The organism is Candidatus Accumulibacter meliphilus (genome assembly GCF_036625345.1).
GTDB lineage: Bacteria > Pseudomonadota > Gammaproteobacteria > Burkholderiales > Rhodocyclaceae > Accumulibacter > Accumulibacter meliphilus.
Genome location: NZ_JAZKTZ010000006.1, coordinates 12,035 through 36,211, shown reverse-complemented (window position 1 = coordinate 36,211; position 24,177 = coordinate 12,035). Strand labels below are relative to the sequence as shown.

At 60.6% G+C, this 24,177-nt stretch carries 19 protein-coding genes and 1 CRISPR repeat array (1 of these 20 running past the window's edge); of the genes, 12 read left to right on the top strand and 7 right to left on the bottom strand.

Annotated features, from left to right (window positions below):
• Window positions 1–206 precede the first annotated feature (206 nt).
• Window positions 207–806: an antitoxin Xre-like helix-turn-helix domain-containing protein gene (locus V5B40_RS13225; protein WP_332354937.1), complete on the top strand. Its 600-nt coding sequence runs from the start codon at window positions 207–209 to the stop codon at window positions 804–806.
• The gene (locus V5B40_RS13220) at window positions 803–1,306 is read left to right on the top strand and encodes an RES family NAD+ phosphorylase (protein ID WP_332354936.1); all 504 of its coding nucleotides are present in this window, start codon (window positions 803–805) and stop codon (window positions 1,304–1,306) included. Before V5B40_RS13225 ends, V5B40_RS13220 begins: the two co-directional genes overlap by 4 nt.
• A gap of 91 nt (window positions 1,307–1,397) precedes the next feature.
• Here the strand turns inward: V5B40_RS13220 and V5B40_RS13215 are convergent, their stop codons facing one another.
• Window positions 1,398–3,245: an alpha-amylase family glycosyl hydrolase gene (locus tag V5B40_RS13215; protein WP_332354935.1), complete on the bottom strand. Its 1,848-nt coding sequence runs from the start codon at window positions 3,243–3,245 to the stop codon at window positions 1,398–1,400.
• A 654-nt stretch (window positions 3,246–3,899) separates the two neighbouring features.
• Between V5B40_RS13215 and V5B40_RS13210 the strand changes: the two genes are divergently transcribed.
• Window positions 3,900–4,850: an IS110 family transposase gene (locus V5B40_RS13210; protein WP_332354934.1), complete on the top strand. Its 951-nt coding sequence runs from the start codon at window positions 3,900–3,902 to the stop codon at window positions 4,848–4,850.
• Between the two features lie 96 nt (window positions 4,851–4,946).
• Here the strand turns inward: V5B40_RS13210 and V5B40_RS13205 are convergent, their stop codons facing one another.
• From V5B40_RS13205 to V5B40_RS13180, 6 genes are all read right to left on the bottom strand, one after another.
• The gene (locus V5B40_RS13205; protein ID WP_434735873.1) at window positions 4,947–5,339 is read right to left on the bottom strand and encodes a TerB family tellurite resistance protein; all 393 of its coding nucleotides are present in this window, start codon (window positions 5,337–5,339) and stop codon (window positions 4,947–4,949) included.
• A 126-nt stretch (window positions 5,340–5,465) separates the two neighbouring features.
• Window positions 5,466–7,307, bottom strand: a complete 1,842-nt coding sequence (locus V5B40_RS13200) for an IS1634 family transposase (RefSeq protein ID WP_332354933.1) — start codon at window positions 7,305–7,307, stop codon at window positions 5,466–5,468.
• Between the two features lie 173 nt (window positions 7,308–7,480).
• Window positions 7,481–7,786 carry a hypothetical protein gene (locus tag V5B40_RS13195; protein WP_332354932.1) on the bottom strand — a complete coding sequence of 102 codons (306 nt, stop codon included), beginning with the start codon at window positions 7,784–7,786 and terminating at the stop codon, window positions 7,481–7,483.
• 49 nt (window positions 7,787–7,835) lie between these two features.
• Window positions 7,836–8,531, bottom strand: a complete 696-nt coding sequence (locus V5B40_RS13190; protein ID WP_332354931.1) for an ATP-binding protein — start codon at window positions 8,529–8,531, stop codon at window positions 7,836–7,838.
• A gap of 54 nt (window positions 8,532–8,585) precedes the next feature.
• Window positions 8,586–8,750 carry a hypothetical protein gene (locus V5B40_RS13185; protein ID WP_332354930.1) on the bottom strand — a complete coding sequence of 55 codons (165 nt, stop codon included), beginning with the start codon at window positions 8,748–8,750 and terminating at the stop codon, window positions 8,586–8,588.
• Window positions 8,751–9,367: 617 nt separating this feature from the next.
• Complete coding sequence (locus V5B40_RS13180; protein WP_332354929.1) at window positions 9,368–10,747, bottom strand: L-serine ammonia-lyase; 1,380 nt, start codon at window positions 10,745–10,747, stop codon at window positions 9,368–9,370.
• 134 nt (window positions 10,748–10,881) lie between these two features.
• Between V5B40_RS13180 and V5B40_RS13175 the strand changes: the two genes are divergently transcribed.
• The 9 genes from V5B40_RS13175 to cas2 (V5B40_RS13135) are packed head-to-tail and all read left to right on the top strand — an operon-like array spanning window position 10,882 to window position 23,524.
• Window positions 10,882–11,349 (top strand): 3'-5' exoribonuclease domain-containing protein, encoded by a 468-nt coding sequence (locus V5B40_RS13175; protein ID WP_332354928.1) that lies wholly within the window; start codon window positions 10,882–10,884, stop codon window positions 11,347–11,349.
• Window positions 11,346–12,167 (top strand): CRISPR system precrRNA processing endoribonuclease RAMP protein Cas6, encoded by an 822-nt coding sequence (gene cas6, locus V5B40_RS13170; RefSeq protein WP_332354927.1) that lies wholly within the window; start codon window positions 11,346–11,348, stop codon window positions 12,165–12,167. The genes V5B40_RS13175 and cas6 overlap by 4 nt, the downstream gene beginning before the upstream one ends.
• A gap of 1 nt (window position 12,168) precedes the next feature.
• Window positions 12,169–13,782, top strand: coding sequence for a hypothetical protein (locus V5B40_RS13165; RefSeq protein ID WP_332354926.1), 1,614 nt, complete (start codon window positions 12,169–12,171; stop codon window positions 13,780–13,782).
• Window positions 13,775–15,289, top strand: coding sequence for a Cas10/Cmr2 second palm domain-containing protein (locus tag V5B40_RS13160; RefSeq protein ID WP_332354925.1), 1,515 nt, complete (start codon window positions 13,775–13,777; stop codon window positions 15,287–15,289). The genes V5B40_RS13165 and V5B40_RS13160 overlap by 8 nt, the downstream gene beginning before the upstream one ends.
• The gene (locus V5B40_RS13155) at window positions 15,286–17,043 is read left to right on the top strand and encodes an RAMP superfamily CRISPR-associated protein (RefSeq protein ID WP_332354924.1); all 1,758 of its coding nucleotides are present in this window, start codon (window positions 15,286–15,288) and stop codon (window positions 17,041–17,043) included. The genes V5B40_RS13160 and V5B40_RS13155 overlap by 4 nt, the downstream gene beginning before the upstream one ends.
• 10 nt (window positions 17,044–17,053) lie before the next feature.
• Entirely contained in the window at window positions 17,054–20,821 is a 3,768-nt protein-coding gene (locus V5B40_RS13150; protein ID WP_332354923.1) for a TIGR03986 family type III CRISPR-associated RAMP protein, read from the top strand.
• Window positions 20,822–20,839: 18 nt separating this feature from the next.
• The gene (gene cas2 / locus V5B40_RS13145; RefSeq protein ID WP_332354922.1) at window positions 20,840–21,121 is read left to right on the top strand and encodes a CRISPR-associated endonuclease Cas2; all 282 of its coding nucleotides are present in this window, start codon (window positions 20,840–20,842) and stop codon (window positions 21,119–21,121) included.
• Window position 21,122: 1 nt separating this feature from the next.
• Entirely contained in the window at window positions 21,123–23,240 is a 2,118-nt protein-coding gene (cas1, locus tag V5B40_RS13140) for a CRISPR-associated endonuclease Cas1 (RefSeq protein WP_332354921.1), read from the top strand.
• Window positions 23,237–23,524, top strand: coding sequence for a CRISPR-associated endonuclease Cas2 (gene cas2 / locus V5B40_RS13135; RefSeq protein WP_332354920.1), 288 nt, complete (start codon window positions 23,237–23,239; stop codon window positions 23,522–23,524). Before cas1 ends, cas2 (V5B40_RS13135) begins: the two co-directional genes overlap by 4 nt.
• Before the next feature lie 180 nt (window positions 23,525–23,704).
• A CRISPR array of direct repeats spans window positions 23,705–24,177; the repeat unit is 36 nt; unit sequence GTCTGGAAATAGGGCCGAAGTAAGGCCCGTTAAGAC; it runs 1,712 nt beyond the window's last position.

Sequence of the window (24,177 nt, the reverse complement as noted above, 5' to 3'; positions counted from 1 at the left end):
TGGTCCAGCTACGCGGCCAATGCGTAGGGGGTGAGCAGTGCTGTCCTGACCGCGCACCCTGAGTATGTCGCCCTGGGTCGTTTACCCGACGATCGGCAGTCGGTCTATCGCGGCCTGTTCGACGGGGAGTCCGATTTCGACGAGCAGGCTCGCTTGATTCCTTCTGCTCACTCGACGTATAGTGACTGCTCACTAGAGCGATGTGGATGTCCAACGTGGGAGCGACCAACCGTACCAGCAAGTCCAGGCTCAAGCCACCCGACGCGAGCGTGCCGGCCAATCCTGATTTGAGCGGGGAGATGCTCAATCTCGCCGGCCAGGTCGCGCTTGTGCAGAAAAACAGGTCTGCCGATAGGATCCTCAAGCAGCAGTACTTCAAACAGTACTTCGAGCAGGCCTATCGTGCCGCGCCGATAGTGCGTATCGATATGATCAAGCACGGCGTGCCGGCCACGCTGGTCGTGGAACTGGCAGCGCAACTGTGCATTTCGAAGGAGCAACTGTGCCGTACGCTCGGTTTGGCTCGTGCCACGATCGACCGCAAGGTACGCGAAGCCAGCCTGCTATCGCCCGATGAGACTTCGCGCGTGTTGGGACTCAGCCGGCTTGTCGGGCGCGTGCAGGCGATCATGGACGATGCAGGCAGCGTGGCGGATTTCGATGCTGCCGTGTGGGCCGCGACCTGGCTGGAGCAACCGTTGCCGGCGCTCGGAGGCCAGCGGCCCGCGGAGTGGATGGACACCGCCGAAGGACAGAACATCGTTTTCCACCTGCTCGACCAGATCGGCAGCGGCGCCTACGCATGAGCGTCGCGCTCTGGCGCATCGCATTGGCATCGAGGAGCATTGCCCCCACCGATCTCGGCGGCCTGGGCGCAGGGAACACGGGTGGTCGGTGGAACAGCCCTGGCAGGCCGGTAGTCTATGCCGCCACCAGCGCCTCGCTGGCTTGCCTGGAGACGGTCGTGCACCTCAATGCGGGTGGTTTGCCGCTGAACCGCGTGCTGGTGCGTATCGACGTTCCGGACGAAGTCTGGAATGTACGGCAATCGCTGTTGCTTGCGAGCCTTGCCGAGGGCTGGAATGCCGTGCCTGCGGGATCGGTGTCCGCAGAAGCTGGCAATGCATGGCTCGATGGTCTGCTGTCGGCTCTGCTGATGGTGCCGTCGGCGATCGTCCCCGATGAGTTCAACGTGCTGCTGAATCCTCGTCACGCGGACGCCGCCAAGGTCACTGCAACGGCCGTTCGGCCCTGGACCTATGACGCCCGCTTGCTCGTGGAACGTGGGACCCGTGAAGTTCCTTGAGTTCGCCTGCCGGTAATGCACCTACCGTTCATGCGCGGGTGCTCCCTCCTGCGCGTCGCCGGCGCCTTGGCGGCATGGCTTGGAGCACCATTCAGCTCGCTTTCTCGTAGATCACGAAACCGGCCGCCGGAACGGTCAGATGTACGGCCCTTGTCGGTCCGCGATCTTCAACCGGCAACTGGGTGCCGACCTCGGCGGCGTCGGTAGAATAGGCGCAGCGGAAGTGTTCGCCGGGCCGATGCAGATCGTGGTCGATGACCGACCACACAGTGCGGGCCTGGACGGAGTCGGTGTTGATCGCGCACAGGACTTCCTCGCCGTCGAAGAGCCGTGACCAGGGAACGACGGAGCGGATTTCATTCCCGAACATCCTTGGGTAGCCAAAGCCGATACCATCGCCGGAGATTTGCCGCAGGTATTGTCGACCACGGCGCAAGGCCATCTTGTCCTTGCGCAGGGCCAGGATCCTGGATGTTTCCCGGTACACGGGATGGCTCTCATCGAAAAAATGGCGACCGCGTGATCGGAAGGCGCCGAAATCGCCGCCGAACTGGCATTCGCGAATGTAACGATCGTTGCCGCCTTCGCCATCGAACGCCTGCTCGGTTCCGTAATAGAGCAGCGGAATTCCCAGGGTCGTCGCTTCCATCCCGAGAACGGCGATCACCTGACGCGCATAAGCCGGGTCGCCGGCACAGAAGCGGGCCTTGCGTTCGCCCTTGCGTACCTGGTCGTGGTCGTCGAAGAGGGTGACGACCTTGTTGCGAAACCAGACGTGCGATTCCTTGTTGACCAGCAGCGAGTTGCGGAAGAGGTCGAAGTACTGCTCCGGGTTTCGCGAGCCCTTGACGAGAAACTCCAACTTGTCCGGGATGTCATCGACGCCGAGGGCGGCATCAAGCCCCGTCTCTTCGAGCCGTTGAAAGGCGAAGCTGCGGCCGCCAGTGATTTCCCCGATGAGATAGAAGTTCTCTTTTCCCAGGCTCTGCGCGAATTCGTGAATGACCGAGGCAAAGTATCGCGTGGCACCGGGTTCCATGTGTTTTACGGTGTCGATACGAAAGCCGTCGACGTCGGCGAAGGCGATCCAGTACTTGTAGGCTTGGGTGATGACTTTCAGCGCCGTTGAGGGTCGGTAGGGATCGAGAAATCCTTCGCCCAGGGAGATATCCTTCAGCGTCTCGAAATCGCCCTGATAGAACTCCGGATCGTAATCCCAGCTGCGTATCTTTCCCTTGCGCGTAAACGTCGTCGCGGCTTGCAGTTCTTGCGGCCAGATCGCAGCGTCGGGTGATCCCTGTCCCGCTGCCAGCGGAGCATCGAAAGGCAACGTCGGGGCGCCGCTGGCGTCGCGGTAGCCTGCCACCGGAAACGTCCCGCCGTTCCAGAACGGAACGACATCCGGCTCGTAGGCAAAGACGTTGCCGCTGTGGTTGAGAATGATGTCGAGGATGACACGGATGCCACGCTTGTGCGCCTCGGCGACCATCCTGCGCAGCTCGTCCGCGCTGCCGAAATGTGGATCGACGGCGAGGAAGTTCTGGATGCCGTAGCCGTGATAGGCGCCGGCGTCGAACGCTACCTGTTTGAAGATCGGGCTAACCCAGATTGCCGTCACTCCCAAGCGCTGCAGATAGCCCAGCTTGCTGCTCAAGCCACGCAGCGTGCCGCCGCAGAAGCGTCCGCCGGCATCGCGCCAGCTGGCGGCAGCGGCCTCGGTGGACACGGCGTTGCCAGCATCCGCTGGCGTAAAAAGGGGCGTGCTACCGGTGCTCACCAACGTTCCGTCATTGGCTTTGTAGCCGTTCTCCTGATCGTCGGAAAAGCGGTCGAGCATCAGAAAATAGAGGACTTGATCTTCCCAGGCAGCCGGGGAGGGGTGAAAGCAGCCTGTGCGCAGTGCGGCAAAATCAATGCCGCCAATCGATTCCAGGTTCATTGTCGTAACCTCGCTTGATGGGTGGTCAACGGTCAACGCCGCGCGCTCGACTCTTGCCAGCAAAGCTACGCGCTGGCAGCAGCCCCCGCAGTCGGATAGGGGCTTGGGTAAGCTCAGGTGCTCTGCCACGTGTGGGCCGCGGATGAACTGCGAATGAACTGCGAATGAACTACGAAGCGACACGACCAAGAGAAGCAGCGAACTCCAGGAGCGCGCTCAAAAAGTATAGGTAGCCGCCAACAGCTCTGTCAATTACCGATTCGGCCGCGGCGAACCCCCGAAACAAACATCGAAAGGCCGGGTTTTCGAGCCCTTCCGCCTTTCAGCCCATTAATGTGAAAGTCGCGCAAGCGACTCACGAAACTCCCTTGTATGTTGGGTTTGAAGATATATATAAATGAAATGTGGTCTGTGGAGCTTGTGGGCAAAGGGGCGCGCGGTGGGAAACGCGAAGCGTTTTCCACGGCAAGCGACCCGGTTCGCCGCAGGCGAATTGTCCACAAATCCACAGACCTGTGGTTTCGGTGCGGTAGCTCGTCACTCCCTTGGGACGCCAAGCCCGTGGAGAAGCAAAGAGCGCCGTACCGTCTTCTCAAGGCAAACCCGAACGGTTGCTTGGGCGACAGAGCCCGTATTTTTGCAAGGATGGGTACCATGAGCGCGAACGAGGTTGAGACTTTCGTAGGGATTGATGTCTCCAAGAATACGCTGGACATCCGCATCGAGCCGGCCAGCGAAAGCCTGCAGGTCGCCTACGACGATCCGGGCGTCAAGGAAGTATGTCATCGTCTCGTAAAGGCTGCTCCCGCACTGATTGTCGTGGAGGCGACCGGTGGCCTGGAAACGCGGCTGGCCAGCACGCTGCTGGCCAAGGGCCTGCCCGTGGCCGTTGTCAATCCACGCCAGACACGGGATTTTGCCAAGGCGACGGGAGAGCTAGCGAAGACCGATCGGATTGATGCGGCCGTTTTGTGCCGGTTTGCTCAAGCCATTCGGCCCGCGGTGCGTCCCTTCAAGGATGCCGAGACACGTGAGCTGGATGAGTTGGTGAGCCGGCGCCATCAACTGGTCGAAAACCGGGTTCAAGAGACGCTACGCCTTGGCACCGCAGCCTCCAGAATGCTGCAGAAGAGCTTGAAGAGCCACATTATCTGGCTGGACAAACAGATCACCACTTTGGACGATGACCTGAACACACGCCTGCGGAATTCCGATGCGTGGAAAGCCAAAGACGATTTGCTGCGCGGGATTCCCGGCGTCGGGCCGGTAACCAGTGTGACCATGACGGCCAAATGCCCGGAACTGGGGCAACTCAACCGGCAACGGATCGCCAAGCTCGTCGGCGTCGCGCCCCTGGCCAACGACAGTGGCAAGCACCGGGGCAAACGCTTCGTTTGGGGCGGTCGGGCGGACGTCAGGGCCGCGCTATACATGGCAACGGTTTCCGCGATTCGCTGCAATCCGACGATCAAAGCTTTCGCAGATCGTCTCAAAGGGACCGGGAAACCGGCCAAGGTGGTCATCGTCGCCTGTATGCGCAAATTGCTTACGATCATGAATGCTATGGTTAAAAACAACACCCCTTGGCAACCAGAAAACGCTTGACGTCAAACACGGTTGCTTCTCCCCTCGCGGGAGAAGGGTCGGGGAAGGGGGCGGTCATGGCTTTCATGATCCGGGGTATCTGGAATGTCATGACCGTTAGCCCAATTCGCGTGCCACCACCGCCACCGAGTGGGCGTCGGGCAGACTGGCGAGTTGGGCAAGCATGTAGTCCTTGACCAGGGCCAGCAGTTCGTCGACGCGTGCCGCGGCCATGCCGATCTCGGCGGCGACGTCGCGAACCGCCGCCAATTCTTCGTCAATCAGAGCACCGTCGGCGTAGGCCACCAGCAGGCAGGTGGCGACGAGCATGTCGCGCTGCGCCGGCTCCGTGAATAGGCCGGCAGCGTTGCCGGCGGGTGTCTCGGTCTGCAGGGAGGCGAAAGCGGGCCAGTCCAGCGCCGCATTGCGACAGGCGTCATAGAACTGGCCAATCAGGGCCACTTCTTCCGCGCTTCTTGTGCCATCGACGTGCGCGATGCGCAGCAGCATTTGGGTGGCGGCGACGGTCTGGGCGGCATTAACCCCTGTTTAACCTACCCCAAAAAACCTCTTGCATAATCAATTGCTTGCAGGGCAAATGAATTTCTAATGGCACAACAAGCGCGTAATGTGCTGTCAGGCGATCAGTTTTCGGAGTCCTCCGGGTTGTGAGTGGATGCCCAAGGCGCGATAGATGGCCATTTGCTCTGGCTCGGCGTTGGTGGCCTTGCGGACATGGAGCGTGCGGCCATCGCGCTGGCGGAAAGTCGTCGTCGTCCGGCACTGCATCGAGAGGGTCTCGCGCAAAGTCGTCCAACTGTCGTGAATGCCAGCCGCCTTCAGCTTGACGCGAAGGAACTGCACGCACTGGTAAGCCAACACGGTAATGAACAGATGGCCGTCGGCGCGATCTTCCTTGTGATGGTAGATCGGGCGCAAGCCCAGCTCGCTCTTCAGGCTGCGAAACACACTTTCCAGGTCAGTCAGCAGAGTATAGGTGCGCCAGAGCCGCTCTTCATCCCAGTCGAGTTGATTGGTACGCAAGCAATAAACGCCTGGGTGTGTCGCCTGGCTCCCTTCGCGGGGCACCTTCTGCCAGGTGATCCCGGTGACGCGCTTGCCCGACTCGTCCGTCACCAGGTTTACCGTGTAATGCTGGCTGGTGCCGCGACTCTTCTGCTTCAGTCGACCGAGTCGTTCGAGCAATTTGTCTGGGCGTTTCTCGGCACGCGGTTTGGCCAGGCCATCGAGCATTTGCTGCAATCCGGCTTCGAAGCGCTGGCTGAAGGATTCGAGCATTGCCTCCTCCTTGAGTTGGCGACCCGGTGAATGGCAATTCAACTGAAGCTCTTGACCGTCTTCACTGAGCGTCTTCTGCAAGCGCAACGGTTGCTCGTCGGCGGTCTCGATCGTGATCGCCTGTGTTTCATCGAACTGCCGGGTTCCCCCGCGACGAACGACCAGGTAGCGATAACCGTGTTCGACCAGCCAGGCGACATTGGCTTCGCTGGCGATGCCCGCGTCCATGATCACCAGCGCCCCTGCCGGGGCGGCCAAACCGGTCAGCATGCCGGCAAGCGTGCCGGCTTCGCTGACATTGCCTTCGAAGGTCTGCGAGCGGCGCACAAAACCACTGCCGTCGAGCACCAGGCCAAGGGTCACCAAGGGGCAATCGCTACGCTTCTCCTTGGAACGGCCACGCTTGGCCTTGCGATTGCTCGGGACTTCGCCTTCGAAGTAGGTGTTGGTCAGGTCGTAGAGCGTGATCGTCTCTTCCAAACCAAAGAGCGTGCGAACGCGGCCAAACAAACGTGCTTCAATCACCTCCCGATGCTTCATCAGGATGTCCGAACCCCGGTAAAGACCCATGTGTGACATCGACAGGAAGTCGACGTCGATCAGTTCGCCCAAGGCGCTGTGCGTCTGCAGCCAGTTCCAGGTTGCCCGCTCGGAGCCCGGATGGGCCATTCTGCCGATCAAATTGCCGATAATCGACGCCCACAGAACGCCATTAACGCCCAACTCCCGCAACTGGTCGATGATGCCCAGTTCGGCCAGCGCATGCAGGCCGACGTGCTCGACGCCGACCGAACGCGGCTGCATCGTTTGCAGCGAGTCAACATCGACTTCGACGAATGTCGCCGGCGGACGCGGGTTTTCGGCAGGGTCGCTGGCCTCTGTCGCCGACGCGTCGCTCATCGGCGCCCGCACGATCAGCTGCCCGGCGTAGCGCTGGGCCGCACTTTCGATATGACCTGTGCATGGCAACGGCAGCAGCGCTTCCTGGGGGTGTAGCAACTGTTCGATACGACGACACAGTATCGGCCAGTCTTCCTGCTTGATCGCGAAATTACGCCCGAGATTCAGCAGGGTGATCTGACGGACCTTGCCTGCGATGCGTTCGCCACGCACCAGCCGGTAGGTGAAGTAGCCCTCGCCGGTGACCTTGTTGTTCGTTCGTGTCTGTCGGATATACATGCCCACGATCGTACAAGAAATGCAAGGGAAAAAAACCAGAACGTCAAAGCTATTATGGCACAACATTTCACCTCCGGAAAACCGCCTCTTTCAAATCAACGACTTAAAATCAGCGCGGGCTAGAAAAACCCGAAATATGACAGCGAGGTGTTAAAGGGAGGTTAAGCGAAACGTCATCGAACTGGGGAAACATAGGGGCTCCTGCAGAGGTCGATCTGGCGCCGGAACTCGGCGAGTCGGGTCTGCACTTCCTGGACCGATAGCGCGCGGAAGCGCTGCGGCAGCAGCGAGCGGCGCGAGGTTTCCGAAACCGCCAGCATCTCCATATAGCGCACCATGGCGATCTCCTGCGGCGGCATGAAGTCATCGATCGCCTGCTTCAGGAGCGCGCTGGTCAGCGCTGTCCGCGCGCGTTCGGCAAATTCGGCAGCGAGTAGTGCGAGCGCTTCGAGGTCGGCATTTGAATAGCCTTCCAGCACTTCGCAGGCTTCTTGCAGGGCGGCGTCGGTGAGGTCCAGTGCGACCTGGTTAGCGGCGAAAAATGACGCCGATGACGGCTGCGCGCTCAGCAGCCGTTTCGGCGTAAAAGAAGGGAATCTTGCGATCGAGACGCCCCGGACGTTTGATGTCGGTATCGAGCTTGTCCGGGCGGTTGGTCATCAGGATGAACAGCACTTGGCCGCGGTTCTCGGGGTCAGACATGAACTCCTTGAGGCGGGCGATGACTCGCGAACCGGTGCCACCGTCGGAATCGCCACTGCTGCCGAAGCTGCGGTCGCCTTCGTCGATGACCAGCGCAATCGGTCCCATGGCCTTGACCGTCGCCAGCACCCGTTCGAGGTTGGCCTCGGTCGAACCGACCCACTTGGAGCGGAAGTTCTTCAGCGCCACGCCGGACAATCCCGCCTCCTTGAGGAAGGCCTTAATGACGAAGGTCTTGCCGGCGCCCATCGGGCCCACGGCGAGCAGACCCATCGGTGCCCGCGCTCGGTCGCCGCTACGGATCAGCCGGGCAATCTCGAGCAGTTCACTCTTGATGTGCTCGTTGCCGCCGACGCTGTCGAGTCCGTGCCGAGGTTCGATGAATTCGATCAGGCCGGCGCACTCCTTCTCGATCAACTCGCGCTTGCGTTGGCGGACGACGGCCAGCATCTCGCCGGCCGGGTCCTCTTCGGGCAGCGCCCGGGTCGGGTCGACCAGTTGCTGGATCTCGCCTGGCCTCATGCCGGCGGTGATCGCGGCGAGTCTTTGCGCGCGTTGCTCGGCGTTCGGACTGCCCTACAGCAGTCCAACGATCAGGCTTCGTCGTTGCTGCTCGCTCAGTGCCTGCGGCGCTTCGCTGGTGACGATGCTCGCCAACTGGATCAGGCGCAGTCCGGCGGTATGGTCGGCCAGCGATCGGCCAGTCGATCGGCCTCGGCAGCGGGCATGCTGGATGCGCAATGCCCGATCGCCGCGTGGCGCGCTTCACAATCCGGTATCGGCAGCTCGATTGCTACGATGCGCGGATGCGTCAGCAGAGCCGGGCTGACGTCGCCCGCAGGCCGTTGAGCAGGCGCAGGAGCTTTTCCGCCGTATACGGCGAAGCGGGCACAGCTGCGGCTGCGAAGATGTCGGGCGAGGGGATGTCTTCCTGTTCAGCCGCGAGTTGCTCTGCCGGAGCGCCAACGGTCGCCACTTCCGGCGGCGAAACGCCACCTGTTTCCGCGGGCGTATCGGCAGCGGTTGCGGGCTCCGCAGCGTAGGATTGCGTGTCTGCCGCGGCCTATTCAGCTTCAGCAGCGGCCAGTTGCTCATCCTCCGAGAGCTCAATCAGATTTGCTCTCGCCAGAAAATTCAGGATGTCCTTCATTCGACCTCCCGGGATGGTCGATAGGTCGTGGGATGTCGCACGAACCAGAGTCGCGCGATTATACGAATGAAACCACGCTTGGCAAGAAGGCGACAGTAACGACATCGGTCGCAGCCAAAGTATCTCTGGCCTTGGCCGGCCTGGTCAAGGCGGGGGCGCCTTGGTGCGGCTGGCTGCGTGGCGTCAGCCGTAGACACGCAGCGCGCGCTCAGCACTCGGTGAAGTTGACTGCCAGGCCGCCGCGCGAGGTTTCCTTGTATTTGTCGAGCATGTCGCGGCCGGTGTCGCGCATGGTACGAATGGCGTGGTCGAGGGAAATGGTATGCGCGCCGTCGCCGCGCAGCGCCAGTTGGGCGGCATTGATGGCTTTGATCGACGCCATGGCATTGCGCTCGATGCACGGTACCTGCACCAGGCCGGCGACCGGGTCGCAGGTCAGGCCGAGGTTGTGTTCGAGGCCGATTTCGGCGGCATTTTCCACCTGCTCCGGGCTGCCGCCCATGATTTCGGTGAGCCCGGCCGCGGCCATCGCGCAGGCAGAACCGACCTCACCCTGGCAGCCGACTTCGGCACCCGAGATCGAGGCATTCTTTTTGCACAGTGTGCCGATGGCCCCTGCGGTCAGCAGGAAGTCGCTGACATCGCGGGCGCTGCTGCCGGGCTGGAAGTTCATGTAGTAGTGCAGAACAGCGGGAATGATGCCCGCCGCGCCGTTGGTCGGCGCGGTGACCACGCGACCGCCGCCGGCGTTCTCTTCGTTGACCGCCAGCGCGTAGAGATTGACCCAGTCGAGTGCGGCCATGGTGTCGCTGATCAGGTTGCGGCCGACTTCGCGCTGCTGAAGTGTGGCGTGCAGCGCTGGCGCGCGGCGGCGCACTTCCAGGCCGCCCGGCAGCACGCCGCCCTGTCTGATGCCGCGGGCGACGCAGGCGCGCATCGCTTCCCAGATGCGCTGCAGCGCCACCCGTGTCTTGTCCTCGCTGCGCCAGGCGCCTTCGTTCGCGAGCATTACTTCGCTGATGCGCAGCGAGTGCCGGCGGCAGATTGTCAGCAGCTCGGCGGCGCTATTGAACTCGTAGCGCAGCGGCGTGTCTGCGACGGCGCTGCTGCCGCTCCTGGCATGCGCCTCGTCGATCACGAAGCCGCCGCCGATCGAGTAGAAGGTATTCTCGAAGAGGGCGCCGGCCTCGCCATGTGCGCCGAGTCGCAAGGCGTTGGGGTGGTAAGGCAGGCTCACCGGCAACAGGCGCATGTCGTGGGCCCAGTCGAACGGCACGGCGACCTTGCCGGCGAGCTGCAGGCAGGCGTTGCGCTGGACGTCGGCGACCGCGGGAGCGATGAAGTCCGGATCGATGCTGTCGGCGCGCTGGCCCATCAGGCCGACGATCACCGCACGATCGGTGCCGTGCCCGATGCCGGTAGCGGCCAGCGAGCCGTACAGCCGGACCTCGATGCGGCCTACCGCAGCGAGCAGCTTCCTGCCTTCAAGCTCATGCACGAAGTCGTGCGCCGCCTGCATCGGGCCGATAGTGTGCGAGCTCGAAGGCCCGACGCCAATCTTGAACAGATCGAGAACGCTGATGGACATTGAAAGCCTGTTTCTTATCGTGCCGTCTTCAATATGGCTAATGTAGCAAAGTCGTAGTCTTCGCGGCACCGGACTGAAGACTTTGGCCAATGCATCATAGATGCTGATAGAATGCCCACTTTTTGAGAAATGGTATGCGCTACTGGTTTGATACGGAGTTTGATGAACGCTCTTCAATCATTCACCTGATCAGCGTCGGGATCGTCGCTGAAGATGGTAGAGAGTATTACGCCATAAATTCAGAATATGACAGCTCATGCGCCAGTGATTGGCTTCGCCAGAACGTACTTCAGCACTTGAACTTTTCGCAGGCAAAGTCGCGGACGGCGATCCGCCAGGAGGTGCTTGATTTCTTCAGCCCGGCACCTAGCGAGATATGGGCCTATTTTGGCGAGTACGACTGGGTTGTTCTGCGGCAATTGCTTGGGCACATGCTTGATTGGCCACAGGCTTGGCCCTTGTCGCACATGAATCTGGAGCAGTTCCGCCTGCAGTCGGGCGGGCCATCGCTTCCCGCACAGCAATCGTCAGTGCACCATGCTTTGCATGACGCCCGCTGGTGTCGCGAGGCTTGGCAGTTTCTTCAGAAACGTCCGGGATGAAACTGCTCAGCCTGCAAGTTGCATTGCAGCCGATGGCTGGACAATCTGCGCTCGCCGAAGCGCCCTTTCTGGGCGGGGTTTTGCATGGCGTCTTCGAGCACCTGATTCGCAGCCACTCTCCCCAGCTTACTGGCTTGCTGGGAATGACGGAGGGAGTGCGGTACAAACAGTATGCGGTTCTCCCACCGCCTTACGGTTGGCAGGCCGATCTTCGGCACGCGACGGTCTATCTTGGCTGCGGCGTCATGTTGTTCGGTGAGGCTGCCAATCATGACCAAGTGGTGTCGGACGCCTTGCGTTGCTGGGAGGAATTACGCTATGGCGACCGCAGGGATCGCGTCGACCACCTTGACATCCAGGTTCACGATCCCGGGATCGCGCCTGAATCTTCAGCGCTCGACAGCCTGACCTTGGAATGGAACACCCCGCTGACCCTCGACAGCCAGGGAAAATGGGCGGCCGGCGCCACGCATGTGGCACCGAATCTGTTGGCTGTGGTGCGCTCGCTGGTGAAGCGGATTCGCGCGGTCGAACCCGCATTGGCGGAAGAACTCGATCTCAATGGTCAGGATTGGATTGTCGCCGAGGAGTCCATTCGCCGACTTCTGGTAGCGAAGCACACGCTGCGGTCAGCCCCCTGGGTCTACGGGTCTCGCAAGCACAATCGCCCCTTCGAACTGGAAGGCCTCCTGGGCCAGGTCAGCTACTCAGGCCCAATTCCCGCTGCCATTCACGCCCTTCTCAAATGGGGGGTCTGGTTTGGTGCTGGTCAAGGAACCGCCCTTGGCCGTGGTATGTACCAGCTAAAGGAGAAATGACTTGCCAAAGGCACGCCTCGAGACATTCATTATCGTACCGTTTGAGATCGGACGAGCCGATCGCCAGGGCTGGAAAGTCGGCGATTTGCAGGCCACCTTGTGCAGTGCGGGTTGGAAACGACTGGCAGGGCATGAGCCAGATCGGATATCGGCACACGGCCTCGATGAAGAGGCGTTGAAAGATATCCGCTATCAGGCTTACAACTATTTTCATCCCTTCGTTCGCCGCTTCTGGTTTGATCAGGGGCTGGTCCAGCGTTTTCGGCGCAGCGATGTGGAAGCCCTGGAGTGCACGATTGGTGATCGAACAATCGTCCTCGACGCCGTCTGCGATCTCCTGTATTTCACGCCCGATATCGCCGTTCTCGTTCTACATTTGAGAAGTCGGGATGTGCTCGAATTTCAGGCGGTGCAAAATTGCCTTGACCGACTCCGGCGCATCTACCCGCCCTATCTTGACAAAAGGCACGACAAGTACCCCGGTGGGCACTTTCCAAATTCAGTAGAATTGTGGCACGGACCAAAAAAACGTGACGCAGTGCCCGGATTCGATTCCAGCCAGTTGAACGGGCTTCGAAGCGAAGCTGCAGAGCTTGAAGAAACAGCAGGCGACGTGTCATCCCATACTCATCTATGGGCGGAACACTGGCAGCAACTACTCAAGCCAATCAACGGAGCAGGTAGTGTTTTCTTTGCCAGGCAGCTCGGTGATGATCGTGCAGCACTGGCAAGCATGATCACCCTCGAAAACCAGAGTGATGATCCACCACTACACAAGCTGATCGACCGCGGCAATCTGATTCGGCTTTGTTTTGCCGACGAGGCAGGCTCCGATATTCTCTCCTATAGCAAGAGTTATCTCAGCAACTTCGAGGAGCGCTTCTGCTATGACCGTTTCTGGTATGTCGATGACGAATCCACGGAACTGTCCTCACGCATCATGAACTGTGGCTACGCCTTCACCTGGCTTGGGGATTCGCGTGATGGATTCTTCTTCTGCAATCAATTGAACGGTGCTCCGGTCAGCTACCGTCATATCTACGTTCCGATGGCCATCATTGCGCATTTTCAGAAAGCTGCCTTGCTGGTGACTACGCGAAGACTGGCAGACTTGTCACCGTACGAAGACCGGAAGCCAAGGCCGCTGGATGCAAAGAAATTCCAGGATCTGAAAGCTGGATTCATTGCCTTCACCCAGACCTACTGGTTTGAAGAGGTAACACCTCAGGAGCAGGGGATCGAGCTATTCGAGATGTGGCGCACAAGGCTGCGACTGCAGTCGGCGTACGATGAAATGCGGCAGGAGTTACAGGACATCGTACAGTTCGTTGACTCAAGAGAGAATCAAGATCAAACCAGTGAAGCTCACAGATTGAATATCCTTGTTGTAATAGTCGCGATTTTCGGTCTGGCCATTGCCGTTGCCGGCCTGGCTTCCAGTATTCTGGGCATGAACACGTTCGACACGGACAAGCCGCCAATACAGGTTGAGTTCGTTGCCTGCATCAATTGGGTTGCGGGAAACGTGGGCCGTTTATCTCTAGCACTGTTTGGGATCATCGCTGTGATGGTTATTGTCGCCTGTTTCAGATACCGCAGGAGGAGTGATGAATAGACTACTACGCATCGAGGCCGTCAATCTGCTTCATTCAATTGACGACACCGAGGATCTGAATACCCGTCGTGGCGGGGGTTACCTGTTGTTGCAAGCCGTTCGCGATGTGGAAAATAAATTCAGAGGCCGGCTTTCGCCCATCAGTACGGGTGCCTCGATCGGCTTGTTCAATCTGTCAGACGCGACGCTCGACGAAAGCAAAGTCCGGGAATATTTATGCCAGCATGCGGATTACCGTCATGCGACCTTTGTCGTCGATCGTGTGGCCCATGCAGATTTCAGAACGTGCGTGGAGGCTTCGCTGGCACGAAACCGCTGGCAGCAAATGCACACGCTCAATTTTTCTACCGAGTGGGGGAGGTGTTCGGAGGTGTGTGGCACGGATGAAATTCGTCCTGCAGCCGCCAAGCAAAAGTACAAAAATCGACCAACCAGCCTTAGCGTTCATGTTCGGAGCAATGCGGGTCGGGAGTTGCGGCAGGGCTTTTACCAGCAGGAACTTGGTGGATTGGGCAGCTCAACGGCGTTCGCGTGTGGTATGGACTCCTTTTCCGACAATACGGAAGAACTGTCAACATTTCGTCAGCTCGGGGACTATGCTGCCATCCCTGCCAATCTCAATGGAAAGATGGCGGTTTTTTATGCTGATGGAAATGGCTTTGGAAAGATTCAGCAGGCGTGCGAGAGCGATATCGACCTGAATGCGTGGGACCGCGATCTCAAGGCGAAGCGGCGCCGGCTTCTCCACGACCTTCTGGGCTGGCAGGCTTCCACGTCGCTGGGCAGAACGCAAGAAGGCAAGCTTCGTTTTGAAACGCTGTTGTGGGGCGGCGACGAAATGCTCTTCCTGTTGCCCGCCTGGCTGGGGCTGGAGTTCGCGCAGCGGTTTTTCGAGTTGACCGCCAACTGGGATTACCAGGGACAGAAACTGACGCATTCGGCGGGGCTCGTTTTCGCCAAGCATAACGCTCCGATCAGCCGCTTACAGAAGCTTGCCACGGAGAAACTCGCTGAATTTGGCAAACAATACGACAGGCAGCAGAATAGTCTTTCGTGGATCGTGCTTGAATCATTCGACCACGTGGGCAACAGCATCACCAGATTCTGGCAGCGCAATGGCATAGAGGAGGACGGCTGGCAGAGGCTCTTGCTGAGCGAAGAGAAAATCCGCCGGCTACGCGCGTTGATTCCGGCGCTGAAGAACGATCTGCCACGTTCAGCCATGATTCGTGTATTGCGCAGCCTCGCCGCCGGCAAGGCTGCGCAAGAAGTGCGTCTGCTCAGGCGCAGTTACGCATCGACCGACGAGGCGCTGGCCACTCAGAATCGTGGCGAGTTCGCCTCTCTCTGGCATTTGCTGTGCGGTAGCTTCTGGGAAAACGACTCCAGCAGCCAAGAGGCGGCGATGCTGCCTGCGGCGGATGTGGTCGCCTGGACGATCCTGCTCGAACTCTGGGATTATTTGCTGCCCGATGCACCACTTCTCAGCACGGGAGGAACGCCGTGAAGACGCCGCGCAGCCTGCACACGATAGACCTGGAGGTCACGCTAAAGACCCCGTGCTTGGTTCATGGCAACGATCCGGGCCACTTTGGTCTGGATGCCAGCTTGATTCGCGATCACGACGGCCAACTCATCCTTCCCGGCAGTTTGATCGTCGGGCGTATTCGCGCCGCGTGGGCGGCGATGGCGGAGCTTGCTCTGCCCGTACTCGATGCGTCGCAATGGTTTGGCCGCATTGGTCACCAGGACAGTGATCGCAGTCGTATCTGGAGCAATGATCTCTCGTCAAAAAGCAGCGCGGCGGAGCTGCAGCTTTCCTCACGTGTGCCGATCGACGTAGAGACCGGTGCTCCGCAGAACGGCATGCTGATGATGATCGAGCAAACCCAGAAAGCCGGCAGCTGCATAAGTTTTACGGGTCGGTGGCGAGCATTTCTGAGCCCTGACGAGGTGTGCCCACTGAAGGGCGCGCTCCTGGCCGGTTTGCTCTGGCACAGCCAGTTGGGCGCGCAGCGCAGCGTCGGTTTTGGCGAATTGCTATCGGCTTCGGTAGTTGTCGAAGCTGCTACCAATGCCCGGGTCGACTCGGTCAGCGGTACGCACGCTCGTCTGACGCTTGATTTTGAGCAGGCGATCTGCGTGGCTGTGCGGAGCCGCGGCAACGTCTTTGAGTCGGGTGACATCATTCCCGGGGCGACCATCAAGGGCGCGCTGGCAAGCCTGATTCGGGCGCAATTTGGCGAGACCGTCGCGGAGAGAAAGTCGACCAGCAAGCTCGCCGAACACTTCGATGCGATCCGCGTGAGCCATGCTTTCCCGTCTGCGACGTACAGCAGACCGGGCGCGATCCCGATGTCTCTGGTGGCGACGAAACGAGGAAATGAGCAAAAAATCTGGGACGTCGCGGAACTCGCGGTGCCGCAGCTGATAGAGAGTCAGGCGCCGGCTTTTTGCCATGACTGGAAGGCTGCGGTCTGGGATGAGGTCAACGGGCAACGCCAGTGGGGCCAGACACGTGAGCATTTGCGCGTTCGCACGGCGATTGATGAAGGGACGCGCACAGCCGCGGAAGGCAAGCTCTTCGCCTACCAGTGCTTGGTCGCCGAGGAGGCGGTTCGCTGGCTTGCCGACCTCTCGCTCGCGGCCGTCGCCGATGACCATCGCGCCGCTGTCTGGCAGGAACTGGCAGATCTGCTTGCCAACGGTCTCGGGCCTGTTGGCAAGACCGACGCCTGGGCACGGAGCGAGTTAGGCGGGGACTGCCCCAGCGTATGGCAGCAGCAGAAGCCGCGAGCGGGCGAGTTCATCCGCCTGACACTCAATACGCCAGCACTGCTCCTGGCCTCGAAGGAGCTTGCAAATACTCCTCATGATCTGCAGGAGCTTTACGCGGCTGCGTTTGCCAGCCTCTCGGGCGGCGCGTTGCAACTGTCGCACTTCTATGCCAGCCACCGTATGGCCGGTGGTGATCACCTGCACCAGCGGCGTGGCGGGGCAGCCATGTATCTCCCTCTCGTTCTTAGCGATGCCGGCAGCGTGTTCGTTCTCAGCGTGGCGGCCGGCAAGGCCTGCGCAGCGGAAACGGTGCTGAGCGTCTGGCAAAGCCAGGGTCTGCCTTTGCCGCCAACGGTGGTCGCCGAGCACGGCGACAAATGGCAAGACCACAGCTACCTGCCCGAAAACGGCTTCGGGGAAGTCGTCATCAATCCGCTTCATGGTTTTGCCGTGCCGCAAGCCCACCAACTGAGCCCCTGCTGAGGAGAATGCGATGTCTCGTAACACCCGCTGGATCGTTGATGGAGAACTTGAACTCGTCACACCGCTGCATGTGGGCAATGGTCTGGATGTGGAGATCGAGGCACAGGTCGACGGCAAGGCTTTCAAGCGGCTTTTCGCCGATGCGGGCCAGGGTCGGGATGAGGAACGAGCGGTCGACGGCGACAGCAACATCGAGCGCTACTGGATCTCTGATCTCGCCCTCGATCATGCCGGCCAACCCTACATCCCCGGAGCCAGCCTGAAGGGCGCGCTCAAGGCCTTGGCCCGGCGCACCAATCTGCTCCCAGAGCTGAAGCAACTGTTTGGTTGGGAGGAGGGCGACAAGACCCTGGCCGGGCAGGCGGAGTTTCTTTGTGCATGGTGCAGCCTTCAGCCGGGCAGCACGGAAACCGTGCAAGCGCGGAATGCGATTGATCGAGCCACGGGTAGTGCGCAAGACAAGAAACTCTTTCGTACCGCACTTATCCCTGCCGGCACGCGCTTCAGCTTGCGCATTGTCGTGCACAGCGCCAGCGAGGAAGAGATCGGCCACTTGCTTGGCTTGCTGGAGCACATGGCCAGCGACCCGTCTTTTTCTCTCGGCGCGCAGCGTAACCACGACCTGGGTCGCGTTCAGCCCTATGGCAAGTTTCGCACCGGCTATTTCGGCCGCGAGCAGGCCAGCGCCTGGCTCGACAGGATCGGCAAGGGCGAGGCAACTCCCTGGTGGAGCCACGCCAAGGAAGTCACGCTTGCCGCCCGCCAGCGGGGCAAAGCAGTCGAAGCATTGAAGATCGATCTACAGCTCGGTTTTCACACCCCATTCCTTGTCAGGCAGCAAGAGCTAGAAGCCGACCGGGACGCCAAAAGCGACCACAAGCCCGAAGCTGACGCCATTCCGCGTCGTACTGCGAATGGGCAAATTGGCCTGCCGGCCAGTAGCTTGCGCGGACGCTTGCGCAGCCAGACCGAACGCATCCTGCGAACGCTGGGCAGCAAGGTGCCGCAAGGCCACGCTGCCTCGGCTCATCGCAAAGGAGAGCTGCACAACGACCTCGCCAGCGTGCTCTTTGGCAGCGCCGGATGGCGCGGAATTGTCCACGCGAGCGATTGTGTTGCGCTCGGCGAGCCGGCGGTCGTCCGCCAGGAAATGGTGGCCATCGACCGCTTTACCGGCGGCGGCAAGGACGGCGCCAAGTTCAACGTCGATTACGTGGAGTGCCCGACGCTCAAAGGTAGCATCAGCCTTGACCTGCTCAGGCTGAACGCTGCCCGGCTCACGGGCGAGCAAATTGCCTTGTGGCCCGGGCTTGGTGTGATCACCCTGTTGCTGCGTGACCTTGCCGAGGGCGACATTGCTTTCGGCTATGGCATCAGCAAGGGCTATGGTCAGTGCCGTGCGCCGCAGCTTCTGGACAACTGGCGGCAGCAATTGCAGACTCTGTTCCCCGAGCAGGATGAGCCCGTCAGCCATGCCTTGCAGGCGTTGCGCCAATGGCTGGGTAGCCCGGCGGCCAGCCCGCTACCGCTGCACGCCATCAAGACGCAGGCCGATGAGGAATTTGAACCCCGGCCGGCCAGCACCGGCTTTCACAACCCCTACCACTTCATCCCTCTGGTGAAGCCCGACGTTACGAGCTGGCCCGACATGGAACAGCTGCGCGCCGATCACGGGCATGACCGTTACCGAGGCTTGTCGGGGCGGCTGGTGTGCAAACTCACGCCGAAGACGCCGCTGTTTGTCGGCGGCAAACGCGGTACTGCTGCCGCTACCCTGAGCCCCACCCCCATCGAGCCTTTCAAGCTGCGCAACGAAATTGCCATCCCGGCCACCAGCCTGCGCGGCATGCTCTCTTCCTTGTTCGAAAGTGTTAGCGGCTCGAACTTCCGGGTGCTGCATCCCGAAAAATACTCGATGCGGAAAATCAATCGTCACGCGCTTTCGGCCATCGGTCGCGTGGTGATGCATCAAGGTAAGCCGCATCTCTTGCCCCTTACGTTGCCGACTCTAAGCAGGAGCGGCACGATCTATCCCATCCCAGCGCAATGGGGAAAAATCTTTGACTGGGATCCTGCTCCCCTGCGGGTTTATTTTGATCCCCTCGGTAACGTCAGCTACGGCTGTGATCAGCCTTATTTCATGCAAGTAGCCGAAGTGGATTATGGCGGCGCCAACAAGGACCACCTGCTGCGCTCGGGTGATCTACGGTTCCCGAAGGGGAATAATGACGAGCGCTTTCTGATTGGCCAGCGAAACCATCATCAGCAACCCATTTCGGCGGCGGAACTCGGAAAACTCACGGCCGCGCAGCAGTCTGGCTATATCCGTGGTTGGGTACGTTCCTTGAAAGCACCTGGGCGTGATCTCCCTCGGACCGTCAAGCATCACATCTTCATCCCGGATCTCGTCGAGAACCCCGGTCCGGATCAGTTGCTCGCCATTCCCGAGGCGGTGAGCAAACGCTTCCATGATCTCGCTGACCTGGCACTGGCGGCTATGCACATCAAGGATGGAGAACGCCTCGCCGATACCAGCTTGCTGCCCTACACGCCCGTAGGCCGGCCCGCCCGATCGGGTGACGGCAAGCTCACACGCTTGCAGCATGGCGATCTGGTTTTCTTCGATGTCGATGACAACGTGCGGCAGCCCACGATCAAGGAGGTCAGCTTCTCGTCAATGTGGCGGAGCGGCATAGAAAAGGACGGCACACTGTGCACGACCGCCGATCTGCTGGCGCAGTACGATGCCAATCTACTGCCATACGGTATGGCGGGCCGGAGCAAGAAGCTGTCGCCGACGGAAATGCTGTTTGGCTTCGTCGAGGAGCGCCATAACGATCGCCCCGAAAAACAGGCCGACGCACTGGCTGGCAGGGTCTTCGTTGGTTTCGGCATCGGGCAGGACATTCGACAGGACGCGCCGGTGACGCTCAAGGAACTTTCCACGCCCAAGCCGCCGTCGCCGGCGCTGTACTTCCGCCGAATCGCTGGCGACGGTTACGTCGGCAAGAACGAGCTCGCCAAGAACGCTGCGCAATACACGCTGCGTGGGCGCAAAGCCTATCTGCATGCCTGGCGTGAGCAAGGCCAGGTCGTCGCGTTGGGTGATAATGGCCGGCGTGCCGATGGTAATGGATCACCGCCCTGGAAGAGCAGGTACGACGGCTGTCCGGATGACGGGCACAAACGGCGAGTGTTGATCGAGCCCGTATCAGTGGGCGGAGTTTTCCACTTCGAGATCGACTTCAATAACCTCAGCCAGCACCAGTTGGCGCTACTCTGCGCCACCCTGCATCCCTGCGCCCATTTTGAACACCGGCTGGGCATGGGCAAGCCACTGGGCCTGGGGTCGGTCGAGATCGACCCGGTGGGGCTGTTCCTGGTGAATCGAAGCGCACGCTATGCCAGCGATGATCCGGGCACGTCGCGTTATCACGCCGCTTGGCGTGCCGAGAGCGCCGCGGCCTGGCCCGGCCACCTGCAGCCCGAACTCCAGGCCGATGTGCTAGCAGGAGCACCGCAACCGGGTGAACTGGCCGCTGAGGGCATGCTGGCGGTGTCTTCAGACGTGCGCCGCGCTTTGCAACTGCTGGGCAACCCCGGGGCGATCGGCGTGCCGGTGCATTATCCACAGCTACCCAATGGGATGATGGAAGGAGAGCATTTCAAGTGGTTCATGGCCAATGACCGGGACGGAGCACCGGCCGGCGCGAGGCAAGCGCTGGTCGCCTTCACGGCCAGCACGCCGCAGATCAAGCCCTTGATCCGGAATGCTTGAACACGCGAGGTATCGATCATGCCGCACTGGCTGATCACCACCGACATCGCCCAAGCGCGTCGTCTGCGCCGGGCTGCGCGGATTTGCGAGCGTGTGGGGCAGCGGGTACAGGAAAGCGTCTACCTGATGGAACTCAGTCCGGAAGAGCTGCGTGCCTTGCAAGGGGATCTGGCGCGGGTATTGTGTGGCGCCGAGGATAGCGTGCGCTACTACCCCCTGTGCCGGCTCGACCTCTTGCGTTCTGCGGGCGAAGGGCTCTGCCGTGGGCTGGCAGCGCCTCCCGGTCACTGGATCATCTGAGATGACCACCGTGCATCCCCTGGGCCCCCTCCTGCGACAAGCACTGACGCGCAGCGCCCTGCTCAGGGCCTGGGAAAAAGTTGCCGGCAACCGTGGTATGGCCGGGGTGGACGGAGAGGGTATCGATGATCTGGCGCCGAAGATCGACGCCCTCTGTACGTGCCTCGCCCAGGAGGTCATTGCCGGGGAATACCGGCCCCGACCGCTCTTGCGCATCTGGATCCCTCGCTCCGGCAAGAGCCCGCGCGGGCTCGCCGTACCCGTGGTCAGAGATCGTCTCCTGCAGACGAGCGTCAGTCTGGCGCTGACACCCACAGTCGAAGCCGTGCTCGAAGATTCTGCCTTTGCCTATCGACAAGGGCGTGGCGTGCGCCAGGCAGTCGAGCGCATCGGCTACTATCAGCGGCAAGGCTATCGCTGGATCGTCGACGCGGATATCGAAGCATTTTTCGATAACATTTCTCATTCCAGCCTGCTGGCGCAGCTGCAAGCGCTGGTGCCGGAGCCGGCGCTGCTGCAACTGATCGAACTCTGGCTGACCACGCCGATTCAAGAGGGCAGCCGGCACACGACGCCGGACAAGGGAATTCCGCAGGGCAGCCCGGTTTCGCCGCTGCTGGCCAATCTCTACCTGGACACCCTGGACGACGCGCTGCTCGACGCCGAGCACGTGCTGGTGCGTTACGCGGATGACTTCATCGTTCTCGCCAAGACCCGGCGGCGCGCTGAAGTCGCGCTTGATCTGAGTCGTGAAGTGCTCGACCGACTTTCCTTGCGGCTCAACCCGCTCAAGACCCGAATCTTGCACCTGGACGAAGGGCTGGAGTTTCTGGGCTGGCATTTCGTGCGCAGCTTTGCCGTGCCCAAGCGCTGGAAAGAGGAGGTGCCGACCGATGCGGCAGTTCTGGAAGCGCCGCCTGACGACGACCAGGAGACCGTCGATGTCGCGCTGGCACAGGCGATGGTCGAAGCCCGTGAGGAAGCCCCGAATTGGCAGGCCCAAGCCCCTGCAGAGGCTGCTGCCATCGCGCCTGCGCAGCCTGCCATCACGGCTACGGCTAGTCCGGCAACCGCGCCCGCTGACGAAGCTCCCCAACTGCCGCCGCTGGCGCCCTTGCTGCGCACCCTCTATCTGGTCGATCACCGGGCCCGGCTGGCGGTGGACAATGCGCGTTACCAAGTCGAGCGCGATGGCAAGGTCATCCTGAGCCTGCCGGCGCTGAACGTGGATCAGATCATTCTCTTCGGCGCGGTTCAGACCACCAGTCAAGTGATGCATCTCGCTGCGCGCCACGATTGCAGTATCGCCTGGCTTTCGTACATGGGCCGCTATTACGGCCGCTTCGAAGCTGCCGAGGGCAAGCACGTGCAGTTGCTGCAAGCCCAGTTCGCCGGCCATGCCAACGGCGATTTCGGCTTGCAGATCGCTCGCCAGGTGGTCGCCGCCAAGCTGCACAACAGCGCTCGTGTGCTGGCACGTAGCCAGCGTCACCACAAACTCGCCCTGCAGCACTCCGGCGTTCGGCAACGACTGGTGGAGATCGAGGGAACCCTCAAGAATGCTGCCAGCCTCGAAAGCCTGCGCGGTAGCGAAGGCGCGGCTGCAGCACTCTACTGGCAAGCCTTTGCCGAGTTGGTGCCGGCGCAGTGGCAGTTTTCCCGCCGCCAGCGTCGTCCGGCGCCGGACGTCGTCAACGCCCTGTTATCGCTTGGCTACACCATTCTCTATCAGAGCGTTGCCGGGATCCTGGCTGCCCGCGGGCTCAATGCTCACCTGGGTTACCTGCATGTCCCTGGCGGCAGCCATCTGGCGTTGGCCTCGGATTTGATGGAAGCCTTCCGGGCCTACGTGGTCGATGCTACAGTGCTCAAGCTCTTGCATGGCGATCAGCTCGACCCCCAGGATCAGCAGCAAAAGGACGGGCGCTGTGCTCTGGGAAAGAGCACCATCCGACACTTCATCGGTGCCCTGGAAAACCGTTTCAATGTGGTTCAACTGCACCCGCAAAGCGGCGCCGCGATGGATTTGCGGCGCATCATCGATCACGACGTGCTATCACTGCTGGCGGCCATACGCAGCGGTCGTGGTGCCGATTTTTTGATGACGCGTTGGCGATGAGCACCCTGTACCTGATTCTGGTGAGCTACGATATCGCTGACCCGCGCCGCTTGCGGCGAGTCGCGCGCACGCTCGAAGCGGTGGGGGACCGCCTGCAGAAAAGCGTTTTCGAATGTGGGCTCACGCCCGCGGGCCTGCAGGCGCTTCGCCTGCGCCTGCGAAGGATCATTGACCCCGCCGAAGACCATATTCTGATTCAACCCGTCTGCCGGCACTGTCGGCGAGATATGGGTTGGCAAGGCAAGCCACCGTCAGCTGCGTGCGAGCCATTTTGGATCGTTTGAATATCAGCAGCTTACGCTATTAATGGAGGAAACCGGTTGATAAAAATAGCGCCGCATATTGATTTTATGACGTTTTTTGAAAGAAATGGCCTCCCGAACGGTGATGGCAACCCCCGTGCATCTCCGAGCGCCGCAAAGCTCGCTGCAGCCCCCGCCACTACTGGCTTCCAGCTTTATCTGGTCTGGAAATAGGGCCGAAGTAAGGCCCGTTAAGACAGAGCAATTTTTTTAAGGCAGAATCGAAAGGGGGTCTGGAAATAGGGCCGAAGTAAGGCCCGTTAAGACCGTACCAAGTCATTGGCCAAGGCTAGCAACGGGGTCTGGAAATAGGGCCGAAGTAAGGCCCGTTAAGACGCGTCTTGTTGTCGTAGGAAACTCGGAAGTAATCGGGTCTGGAAATAGGGCCGAAGTAAGGCCCGTTAAGACCCTTTGACACGAAATCATCGCGCCTAGCAGTGGGGTCTGGAAATAGGGCCGAAGTAAGGCCCGTTAAGACTTCTTGGCGCCGGTGCGCTCTGGATGACTTTCTGGTCTGGAAATAGGGCCGAAGTAAGGCCCGTTAAGACTTTCTTGCGACGGCCTGCTGAAACCTTGAGGGGGTCTGGAAATAGGGCCGAAGTAAGGCCCGTTAAGACCCCCCAGGGTAGTTCAAC